This is a genomic window from Roseburia sp. AF42-8, from assembly GCF_003435965.1.
GTDB classification, from domain to species: Bacteria; Bacillota; Clostridia; order Lachnospirales; family Lachnospiraceae; genus Roseburia_C; species Roseburia_C amylophila.
The window spans coordinates 1-11,240 of the sequence record NZ_QTVB01000054.1; the positions used below are offsets into that span (position 1 = coordinate 1).

Annotated in this window: 10 protein-coding genes; 6 read left to right on the forward strand and 4 right to left on the reverse strand. The window is 42.1% G+C overall.

Annotated elements, in window-relative coordinates; genetic code table 11:
- Nucleotides 1-433: 433 nt before the first annotated feature.
- Complete coding sequence (locus DW059_RS13745; RefSeq protein ID WP_117699172.1) at nucleotides 434-1,621, forward strand: helix-turn-helix transcriptional regulator; 1,188 nt, start codon at nucleotides 434-436, stop codon at nucleotides 1,619-1,621.
- Nucleotides 1,622-1,663: 42 nt separating this feature from the next.
- On the opposite strand, the gene DW059_RS15830 is transcribed toward DW059_RS13745, so the two are convergent.
- Nucleotides 1,664-1,843 (reverse strand): hypothetical protein, encoded by a 180-nt coding sequence (locus DW059_RS15830; protein ID WP_147326060.1) that lies wholly within the window; start codon nucleotides 1,841-1,843, stop codon nucleotides 1,664-1,666.
- Nucleotides 1,844-2,067: 224 nt separating this feature from the next.
- Here DW059_RS15830 and DW059_RS13750 point away from each other — a divergent pair, with 224 nt between their 5' ends.
- The 5 genes from DW059_RS13750 (at nucleotide 2,068) to dnaB (ending at nucleotide 7,654) form a co-directional block, all read left to right on the forward strand.
- The gene (locus tag DW059_RS13750; protein ID WP_242986278.1) at nucleotides 2,068-2,655 is read left to right on the forward strand and encodes an MFS transporter; all 588 of its coding nucleotides are present in this window, start codon (nucleotides 2,068-2,070) and stop codon (nucleotides 2,653-2,655) included.
- Nucleotides 2,656-2,706: 51 nt separating this feature from the next.
- A complete protein-coding gene (locus tag DW059_RS13755; protein WP_117699174.1) occupies nucleotides 2,707-3,528 on the forward strand; it encodes an alpha/beta hydrolase in 822 nt (273 codons plus the stop codon).
- Nucleotides 3,529-3,811: 283 nt separating this feature from the next.
- Entirely contained in the window at nucleotides 3,812-5,863 is a 2,052-nt protein-coding gene (locus DW059_RS13760) for a DHH family phosphoesterase (RefSeq protein ID WP_022242557.1), read from the forward strand.
- The gene (rplI, locus tag DW059_RS13765; RefSeq protein WP_117699175.1) at nucleotides 5,860-6,306 is read left to right on the forward strand and encodes a 50S ribosomal protein L9; all 447 of its coding nucleotides are present in this window, start codon (nucleotides 5,860-5,862) and stop codon (nucleotides 6,304-6,306) included. The genes DW059_RS13760 and rplI overlap by 4 nt, the downstream gene beginning before the upstream one ends.
- A gap of 16 nt (nucleotides 6,307-6,322) precedes the next feature.
- Nucleotides 6,323-7,654: a replicative DNA helicase gene (gene dnaB, locus DW059_RS13770; RefSeq protein WP_117699176.1), complete on the forward strand. Its 1,332-nt coding sequence runs from the start codon at nucleotides 6,323-6,325 to the stop codon at nucleotides 7,652-7,654.
- Nucleotides 7,655-8,147: 493 nt separating this feature from the next.
- On the opposite strand, the gene DW059_RS13780 is transcribed toward dnaB, so the two are convergent.
- The 3 genes from DW059_RS13780 to DW059_RS15970 form a co-directional block, all read right to left on the reverse strand.
- Entirely contained in the window at nucleotides 8,148-9,221 is a 1,074-nt protein-coding gene (locus DW059_RS13780; RefSeq protein WP_117699178.1) for an N-acetylneuraminate synthase family protein, read from the reverse strand.
- A 3-nt stretch (nucleotides 9,222-9,224) separates the two neighbouring features.
- On the reverse strand, nucleotides 9,225-10,859 hold the full coding sequence (locus tag DW059_RS13785) for a cytidylyltransferase domain-containing protein (RefSeq protein WP_117699179.1): 1,635 nt from the start codon (nucleotides 10,857-10,859) through the stop codon (nucleotides 9,225-9,227).
- 37 nt (nucleotides 10,860-10,896) lie between these two features.
- On the reverse strand, nucleotides 10,897-11,240 hold a 344-nt coding region (locus tag DW059_RS15970), incomplete at its 5' end, for a hypothetical protein (RefSeq protein ID WP_199534373.1).

Consider the following 11,240-nt stretch of genomic DNA (forward strand, 5'->3'; position numbering starts at 1 on the left):
TTATACCTATATTGGGTGCAATGCTTATTAGTATTGCGGCTATGGTAGCGTATGTAGTAGGTATTGAACCCAAATACCGCAAAAAGAAATAAATGGAAACTTTCAGTTTGTCAATTACAAGTGACATTGAAAGAGTCAGCCCATTCAAGGTGCTGGCTCTTTCAAAAATTCCATTCTAATAAATTGCACGACAACTTAAAGTAAAAATGAATACCCATTAGTAAGAAGTGAATAGAAAAATGAATAAAAGAGTGGTGTTTCGTATAATTATGAGTTAGTATGCATCAGACACACTTTTGTAAAAAGGGAGTTTTCAAAAGAGGAAATCAGGAAAACACCAACACTTGCGGCAGCAGAAGCTGTTATTCAGGCTATTTACGGGAATCTGGAAAAGGCGGAGAAATATGCTTCATATGTAGGGGATGAACGTCTGATGAAGCTGCATCTTGATGTAATTATTCCGGGAACTGACCGGGAGAGGGCAAGAGCTGCATTGCTTAAGCTGGCTGAAATATATAATAATTATGGCATTTTGCCGAATCTTCCTCTGGCAGCAGGCAGAATTACCATGATAAACGGATTCCGGGATATGACCATGTATGGAAATTATGTACATGACCGGAAGGAACAGCTAAAGGGCTGGGTAAAAAGCTTCTATGGAGACAGTTCCCTTGGAATTGCAGAAATAACTTATGCAGAAGTATGCTATCAGAGAGATGAATGTTTTGAAGCAATTACTACATTAGTTGGAATTATTCCATTTATAGAAAAAGAAGGCGAAATTGCTGTTCTGTTTATTGCTTTGAGCCTTCAGATGCGGATTATGATAGCAACCGGACAGATAGCGGTGGTATATCCGATTCTGGAAGAGATATATCAGAGACTTCATAAGGAACAGAGCAGATGGCTTTTAGAGAATTTCGGAGCAATGAAAGCCTGGGGACTGTTGTATGATGGTGATGTGAATGCAGTAACGGAATGGATGGAAAATGAGGCACCCAGCGAATTTGGAGAACTGAACATGCTGGATACCTATAAATATATGATAAAGATGCGGGCATATATTCTGGAAGAAAAATATCTGGCAATGCTTTCGCTGGCAGAGTATTTGAGGGAGCCGCTGCGAAAGGGTGACCGCGTCATGGATTTATGTGAAATGAATCTTTTATGTGCAGTCAGCTATTTCTTAAGTGATCGGAAAGAGGATGCATTTCAGCTTATAGATGAGCTGCTTCCGATTGTAAAAGAAAGACGATTTGACCGGCTGATAGCAGATGAAGGAGAAAAAGTGTATATGCTTTTGCGGGCTTACCGGCAGGAGCGGCAGATAAAGGACGAATATCTGAACCGGTTGATACAGCTTGCAAAGAAAATGGCACTTCTTTATCCGGATTATCTGCGTAAAGCCAAGGAAGATTATCCGCCATTGACGAAAAGCGAACAGGAAATCCTGCGGCTGATGGCAGATGAGCGTTCTAATCAGGAAATTGCAGATTTCATGGGAATCAGCATCAATACCGTAAAGTTTCACGGAAAAAATATATTTGCGAAGCTCCGGGTCAGGACGAGAAGACAGGCAGTACGGGTAGCAAAAGAGAACCGTCTGGTCTCGTTGAGATAAATAGTCATATTGAGGGAAGTACGCTTAGCGGGCTTCCCGTTTTTATTTTACAGGAAATTGCTTTCCTGTAAAGTAAAAAACGGGAAGCGAGGATGCGCACTGCGGCGTATAAGGTAGATGTCGCAAGCGACCGCCGCAGGCGCGGGAATGTGCCAAGGCACATTCTTTTTTTTGCAGTTCGTTATGCAGGTTTTGCAGGCTGCCAGACATCTTAACTGCCACTGCCAGATTCTGCAGGCGGCTTCATTTCAAAGAAACATTTCAATTCTTATTTGCGCAAGTTTTATATCCCATAAATTTACATTTTTTTTACAGAAGTTACTCCCAAATATGATAGAAAGCTTTTTTCACACATAATATGCTGAAAAACAGAAGAAAGCAGAAAAATACTGCATACATAGCAGGGAGGAAGTACAGTGCCATCAACCAGATAGGTTATGGGATGCATGGCAGACAGAATCGGAATTTCTGCTGCCATGGCAATGATGCTGGCATTTGGCATTACCGCCATCTGGTGGGTGGCAGTGACCATTCCGTTGTTGTTAAATTATAAACAGAATTATTATGCAGAGACAAAAGTGTCCGTAAAAGAAACTGTTGTCCGTCTGGGAAATATTTTTTCCGAGTTAAAAGCTAATAAGAAGATTCTCCTGTTCCTCATCTCGTTCTTTTTCTACATAGACGGTGTGTATACCATTATCGAAATGTCCACTGCATATGGCAAAGATGTGGGAATCGGTGACAGCAGCATGCTCTTGGCACTGCTTTTAACACAGGTGGTAGCCTTCCCTTGCTCCATTCTTTTTGGAAAGCTTGCCCGCAGATTTGAATCTGAGAAATTGATTTTAGTCTGCATCGGAGCGTATTTTCTCATCGCACTGTTTGCACTGCAGCTTGATACCGCATGGAAATTCTGGTTCTTAGCGACCTGCGTCGGTGTCTTCCAGGGTGCCATCCAGGCACTCCCCCGGTCTTTTTATAGCATTCAGTTGAATTTATATAAGATCTGTGATACGTTTACTGAAGATGATTAAACAAAGGTAATTATTTACTTTGGGAGCAGAAAATAAAAAGAAGGTGAAGCTATGAAATACAATATTATTCCGGTTCAGACCGTAAAGGCAACCGGAGCCAAATTGTATACATATATATTAGATAATTTTGAAGAAATCGACAGTAACCGTACCCGCCCGCTGGTACTTATCTGTCCGGGCGGCGGCTATGAATTTACCTCCGACCGGGAGGCAGAGGCGGTTGCAGTACAGTATATTGCCAGAGGATTTCATGCCTGCGTCCTGCGCTACAGCGTAGCTCCTGCAGAATTCCCTCAGTCCCTCTGCGAACTGGCATGGAGTGTGGCATATTTAAGAGAGCATGCAAAAGAATATGGCATTAAGCCGGATAAAATTATCGTATCCGGATTTTCCGCCGGCGGTCATCTGGCAGCAAGTCTTGGGGTCTTCTGGGATAAGGACTGGCTTGCAAAAGAAACAGGACTTACCGCAGAGCAGATGCAGCCAAATGGATTACTGCTTTCTTATCCGGTAATTACATCCGGAACATATGCACATCACGGCAGCATGGAAAACCTGATGGGAACGAAAAAGAGCAAAGAATTAGAAGAGCTTTTAAGCCTGGAGCATCAGGTGGGAAAACAAGTGCCGCCGGTATTTATCTGGCATACCTTAACCGACCAGTCGGTGCCAGTCCAGAATACACTGATGTTTACGGAAGAGCTGGTAAAGAATCAGGTCTCCGTAGAAGTTCACATTTTCCCGGAAGGACAGCATGGACTCTCCCTTGCCAATGAAGAGACGCAGATTACGGAGACAGGTTTCGGCATTCAGAAGCGTTGTCAGGACTGGATAGCATTAGCCGGGAAATGGGTGGCAGATTTGGAGAAATAAGATTGCGACTGATTCTTTTAGCAAAAATACAGAATACATTGCACTGTGATTAGCTATACATATCCGGGTTCCCGGAATAAGGTACTGACCATAAGCTACGATAATGGCATATGGTCAGATGTGTATTTACTGGAAATATGAAAACCTGCTTTTATCCTACGAAAAGAAGATTCATGCCGGAAGCGAATTGTAAAACAGATAAAACAATGCTATAATACACTCTGTATATGTATGTGGTCGTAACAATTGTGTAAAAATATCCGCATTTATATAGGAGAAATTTATGAAGAAAAAAATCAAGCTGAAGGGTCATCTGAAAAATTATATGTACTGGCCGCTGATGCTTACTATTTTGCTGGCATGCATGAACGTGCCGATGTATTTTGTAAATGAAGGGGCAGCGTTACTGGTATCCATTTTCCTTGGGATTTATCTCATTGTTGTGGTGATATCTTATAATGTTAATAAACCGGTGCTGGTGAATGAGCTGATTAATTTTGCCACTCAGTACGGAACGGTGCAGAAGAAGCTGCTCAATGAATTCGAAATACCGTATGCACTTTTGGACTATAACGGAAAGGTTCTCTGGGTCAATGAGAAATTTACGGAGATTACAGGAAAGACCAAAAATTTCCATAAATCCATCACCAGCATTTTCCCGGGCATTACCAGAGAGCTGATTCAGCAGGAGCAGTTCGTGGAAGATGTAAATATGGTCTGGCAGGAGCATAATTTCCGTATTGAAATGAGCAAGATTTATTTTGAGGAAATGGCGGAAAACAGCAGCATTGTATCTATTGAAGAGGATGAACAGTATCTGACAGCGCTGTACCTTTTTGATGAGACAGAGCTTTATAATTACATCCGTGAAAATGAAGAACAGAAGCTGGTGGCAGGTCTTGTATACATAGACAACTATGACGAGGCGTTAGACAGTATTGAAGACGTAAAACGTTCTCTTTTAGTGGCATTGATTGACCGGAAGGTAAACCAGTATTTTACGAAAATGGATGCACTGGTTCGTAAGATTGAGAAGGACAAATACTTTGTGGTATTCCAGCATAAATATCTTGCGGAGCTGCAGAGTGACCGGTTCAGTCTGATTGAAGATGTTAAGACGGTCAAAGTCGGAAATGAAATGGCGGTGACTTTAAGTATCGGAATCGGTGTCGGCGGTGATACTTATAATCAGAATTATGAATATTCCCGTATGGCAATCGACCTGGCACTGGGCCGGGGCGGCGACCAGGTGGTAGTCAAAGAGGGTGAAAACGTTGTCTACTATGGCGGTAACAGCAAGCAGGTAGAGAAGAACACCCGTGTAAAAGCAAGAGTCAAAGCCCATGCACTGAGGGAGATTATCGAGAGCCGTGAGCATGTTATGATTATGGGACATTCCATTTCCGATACAGATGCTTTTGGTGCGGCAATCGGAATCTACTGCGCCGCAAGAGTATTAGGAAAGAAAGCGCAGATTGTTTTAGACCAGGTAACTTCATCCCTTCGTCCATTGAAGGAAGGTTTTACCACAGAGAAGGGTTATCCGCCGGATATGTTTGTTTCCAGTGAACGTGCGCTGGAACTGACGGATTATAACACACTGGTTATGGTGGTGGATGTAAATCGTCCGAGCCATACGGAGTGTCCGGGCCTTTTGAAGCGGACCGACAGTATCGTAGTATTTGACCATCACCGCCAGAGCAGTGAGGTCATTTCCAATCCGGTACTTTCCTATATTGAGCCGTATGCATCTTCTACCTGTGAAATGGTAGCAGAGGTGCTGCAGTATTTTACAGAAAATATCAAGCTGGCACCCCACGAAGCGGACTGTATTTATGCGGGAATTTTAATTGATACCAGTAACTTTATGACCAAGACCGGTGTCCGTACCTTTGAAGCAGCCGCGTATCTGAAACGTTGCGGAGCGGAAGTAACCCGTGTAAGAAAAATGCTTCGAAATGATATGGATGCCTACAAAGCCAGAGCAGAAGTGGTCCGCCATGCAGAAGTATACCGTGGTGCATTTGCTATTTCCATCTGCCCGGCAGACAAGATTGAAAGTCCTACCATCGTAGGAGCCCAGGCGGCAGATGAGCTGCTGAATATTGTCGGAATCAAAGCGTCCTTTGTATTGACCGAATATCAGGGCAAAATATATGTAAGTTCCCGTTCCATTGATGAAATTAATGTACAGAAAATCATGGAACGTCTTGGGGGCGGCGGACATCTGAATATGGCAGGCTGCCAGCTTCGTGACTGTACCGTGTCCCAGGCACAACGCATCATAGAAGACACCATCGACGAAATGCTTGAGGAAGGAGATATAGAAGAATGAAAGTAATTTTATTAGCAGATGTAAAATCCCTTGGAAAAAAAGGTGAGGTAGTAAATGTAAGCGATGCATACGCAAGAAATCAGTTAATTCCGAAGAAATTGGGAGTTGAAGCAAACAGCAAGACCTTAAATGACTTAAAGCTGCAGAACAAACATGCAGATAAGGTTGCAGAAGAGAATTATCAGGCAGCATTAAAGCTGGCAGATGAGATAAAGGATAAGACCGTAGAAGTGAAAATGAAAGCCGGAGAAGGCGGAAGAACCTTTGGTTCTGTATCCACCAAAGAGATTTCCCAGGCAACGCATGATCAGCTGGGTCTTGAGTTAGACAAGAAGAAAATGCAGTTAAAAGAAGCCATCAAATCATTTGGTGTATATGAAGTGCCGGTTAAGGTTCATCCAAAGGTAACTGCAACATTACGTGTAAAAGTAACGGAAGAGTAGATTAGGAGGAACCTCCATGGAAGAGGCACTGGTAAAGCGGATTATGCCAAACAGTCTGGAAGCCGAGCAGTCAGTTATCGGTTCCATGATTATGGATAAAGAAGCAATTATGACAGCCGGAGAGATTCTCATCGAAGAGGATTTCTATCACAAGCAGTATGGAATTTTGTTTGAATCCATGCTGGATTTGTTTAATGCAGGAGAACCGGTTGACCTGATTACATTGCAGAATAAGTTAAAAGAAAAGGATGTGCCGGCGGAAATCAGCAGCCTGGAATTTGTAAGAGACTTAGTAACATCCGTACCGACATCAGCCAATGTAAAATATTATGCCAATATCGTCAAAGAGAAGGCAGTTCTGCGTAAGCTCATTAAGACCACCCAGTCCATTGAAGATGAATGTTATCTTGGAAAAGAAAGTGTTGAAGACATTCTGGCAGATACCGAGAAGAGTATTTTTAATCTGGTGCAGAATCGTGGCGGCGGAGATTATGTCCCGATTAAGCAGGTCGTAATCAATGCACTGGATAAGATTGAAAAAGCATCCAAGCAAAAAGGCTCCGTAACCGGAATCGCTACCGGCTTCGTGGATCTGGATTATCAGATGGCAGGCTTGCAGCCTTCCGATTTGATTCTGATTGCAGCCCGTCCTTCCATGGGTAAAACGGCGTTTGTATTAAATATCGCACAGTATGTAGCCATTCATTCCCAGCAGACAACAGCAATATTCTCTCTGGAAATGAGTAAGGAACAGTTGGTAAACCGTATGTTTTCTCTGGAATCAAGAGTAGATGCCCAGAAGCTGCGTTCCGGTAATTTGACAGATGCAGACTGGGAAATGCTGATTGAAGGAGCAGGCAACGTGGGCCGTTCCAAATTAATCATTGATGATACGCCGGGTATTTCCATATCCGAGCTTAGAAGTAAATGCCGTAAATATAAATTAGAGCACGATTTGAAATTAATCATCATCGACTACTTACAGTTGATGTCCGGCTCCGGCAGACATTCCGAATCCCGTCAGCAGGAAATCTCAGATATTTCCCGTTCCTTAAAAGCGCTGGCCCGTGAGCTGAATGTGCCGGTAGTGGCACTGTCCCAGTTGAGCCGAGCCGTAGAACAGCGTCCTGACCATCGACCAATGTTATCCGACCTTCGAGAGTCCGGAGCTATCGAGCAGGATGCCGACGTTGTAATGTTCATTTACCGTGATGATTATTACAACAAAGACAGTGAAATGAAAGGAATCTCCGAAATCATCGTAGCCAAGCAAAGAAACGGTCCTATCGGAACCGTCAACCTGGTATGGCTGCCTCAGTACACGAGATTTGCCAATATGGAGAAATAAACATTCCCGGGTGTTGCCTGAAAAAGCAGCATCCGGGGTTTTTATACGAGTAGCGGGAAACACACAAGGCATGTTTCTCGTAGTTTTTTGTTTTCATCGGCAAAAAACAAGTACATATAGAAATTAATTTACAGCTTTTCCCCACAGAATGGACAGAAATCATCCGGCGTAATACCCGTTAAATGTAACTGCCGATGGCAGATGGGACAGCGGATGCTAAGAATACCAAAAATAAGAGATACAAAAGAAATAAGAATACCGATAATAAAAAGGGGATGCAGGGTCTCTATTCCGAATATCAGTCCGGAAATTCCTGAAAGTATTAAACCCAGCATAATAAAAATGAGCATGATATATCTGCAAAGATTCGGATTTCTCATAAAAACACTTCTTTGAATAATGAATTGATGCAATTACAATATTAAAGTTAAGAAAAATCTACCATCAGGGTAGCGTAAAAAGAAGGTAAAATAATAGTTATCCCTTTCTATTTCTAGTCGTTTTTCATCATACTCCATTGTAAAATCGTATCCTCTGCCACATCCACCGTCAGTGTGCGTCCGATAATTTCTTCCATCCGTTCCGGTGAAATTCCAGTTCCCGGTCTCTTGAAGGTCAGCATTTCTCTTGTGATCACAGTTCCTTTTGCGATATCACAGGTCGTTACCAGAGAACGTCTTGCATTCTTTCTGGCAATCTGTTCTGTCTCTAAGCAGCATAAATCACCTTTACCACGGATGGTATCAATAAATTCAAGTCCAGCAAGAATCTTTCTTGCATCATCCGGGTCCATGGCATGATAATGGTCATTTCCTTTTAAAGTCTTGTCCAGCGTAAAATGCTTCTCTATCACTACTGCCCCCAGATTATATGCTGTCTTAATCACATCTGCACAAACATCCGGCTTCGTATGGTCTGAATATCCGATCATCAAATCCTGATACTTCTCTTTCAGACTTGCTATCTTATTCAGATTGGCATGCTCATATGGTGTTGGATATTCCAGTACACAATGCAGAATACAGAGTGGCTGGTTATTTACCTTACGGATTGTTGCTATCATACGGTCAATCTCATCTTCATTGGCTGCACCTACCGAAATAAGCATTGGCTTATTCTTTTTTGCCTGATATTCCACAAACGGAAGGTTGTTCATATCGGATGAAGATACTTTATAAACATCCATCATCTTATCAAGATAATCTGCGGATTCGATATCGAATGCTGTGGATAAGAATTCAATTCCAATCTCATCGCTATAATCTTTCAGTTCCTGATATTCTTCTTCACCAAACTGGTCAAATTTCTGAAATAACTCATGCTGGGATGTTGTTGTCTCTTCCGTGGTATCCCAGTAAGATGGAGAATCCTTTGCTGCCAGCGTATCAGCTTTATAGGTCTGGAATTTTACCGCATGAATTCCAGCATCCTTTGCTTCTTTGATCATTAACTTTGCAGCTTCCATATTGGAAATGTTCATTTTCTTTGCAATGTCATAATAATTTACACCAATTTCTGCAATCAGTACTACTTTATGTGCCAGAGCACGTTCGATAATTTTGCTCATAAATTATATCTCCTCATCCTCTAAAATCAATCCAATTACCCGCTTAATACCGGACTTCAAATCATGACGCATCATCAGGCTTTGCATTTCCTTTCGAATCTGCGGTGTCTCAACCAGCCAGCGGAAGGTTGTCTCAATGGTTTCATCTGCCACATTGATTCCAAGTCCAAGATTTAAGAAACCATTGTTCATCTGTGCAAAGGTGTGCTTCATCTCACGCTCATTCTGAGCCATAACCACTGCAGGTACGCCCATGGTTGCAAGCTCATAGACGGTTCTGCCCTGAGAAGTAAATGCCAGGTCTGCCTTACCAAACAGGTCGCTGATGTGTTTTAAATTCTGTTCTACATAGATGCCTGCTGCCTCGTCTGTTTCAATCTGATTTGCTTTCTGGTCATATCCTACACCCAGTGCAAAATGGAATTTAATCTCCGGATAATCCTTATGAATCCGTTTTGCCATTTCATAGATTCTCTTGGTAAAGTTCGATGGGTCTGTTCCACCGAAGATAACCACTACATTCTGCACCTGCTCATGAAATACAGATGGTGCAGCACAGAAAAATTCATCCCGGAGGCATACATAATTGGCTCCCCAATAATAATTATCTCCTCTGGTATGGTCTTCATACAGCGCATTGATCACTGCATCTGCAAAATCGGCGCCCTCTCCAAGGTCTTCTATGGTTACGACACGTTTCACATATTTTTTTAATTCTTTGATATAATCTGCTTCGGTATTCAGGCAGTCATTTACTACAACATCCGGCTTCCATTCCTGCACGAATTCCATGAATTCTTCGTCACTCTTAATGGTATGTACCGGCATATTTGCTTCCTGCAGTTTCTTCAGTCCCGGCTCATGCTGCTCTTTTGTTACAAAGAGAAGCTCCTGTCCAGTCAGATTATATGCCAGTGTCAGACAATGATAAATATGTCCCATTCCAAGCTCTTTGTATCCGTCTGCCCGAAGAATAATCCGTTTCTTTTTCAGTTCATGCTCACACAATACCCAGTCGGAAGCTGCATCAATATCCACCGCCTCACGCTCCGGCATCTCATAGACAGAAACCTTCTTTCCAATACGGCTGTTTACCTCCATACATTCTCTTCTTGTAATCAGAAATGCACCTGTCTCAAGATAGTTCGGCGGTAACTGCTGACGGTTCAGACGTTTCTCATAATTCGGTACATAGCAGCCATCCTTCTTCGTCCAGGATAAATGTGGCTTATTTACCACACTGATATAAGTATCATCGGAAGAAGCCAAAAAGCTTTCCAACGCCTTGTCCAAGGTATCAGAAGAAAGTAACGGTGATGTTACCTGTAAGGTAATTACCACATCATACTGAATCCCTTTCTTCTTTTCCATAGTGCAGACTGCATCATAGATAACCGGGTCTAATGTCACGGCATCCTTTGCCAGTTCACTATCTCTGGTCATGGTCTCTACACCATAAGAAGAAGCTATTTTCAAAATCTCTTCATCATCCGATGAAACTACAACATCATCAATGCTCGGACAATTCTTTGCATTATGAATTGCATAATAAATAAGTGGTTTTCCATTCATCAAACGGACATTTTTCCGTGGTATTCCTTTTGAGCCGCCACGAGCCGGTATTACTGCCAAGACCATTGTCCTTCCTCTCTTTCCAATCTAATATTTTGATATATTACCCCATCAGTTCTTTCTTCAGATTACTCAATGCATTAGACTTCCATATCATCTCTGTTGGGACTTTTTGTTCTTCCTTGTTCATGATTTCATTTAGCACAGAATTTCCATCATCAGCAAGTTTAGCATAACCAGCTTCAATAATGTCTTTCATTGTTTCATACCGATATGCCTTATATATAATTGTTTTCACACCAAATGCCATTCCTTCATAAATAGCTGTGCTAAATACCCCTATTTGATGCGTGGATATTGAGAAATAGTAATACAGATCTTTTTCATTATTATCAACCACTTCTATTTCTGAACCAACTAATTCTGGATATATTTTTTCCAACTTAT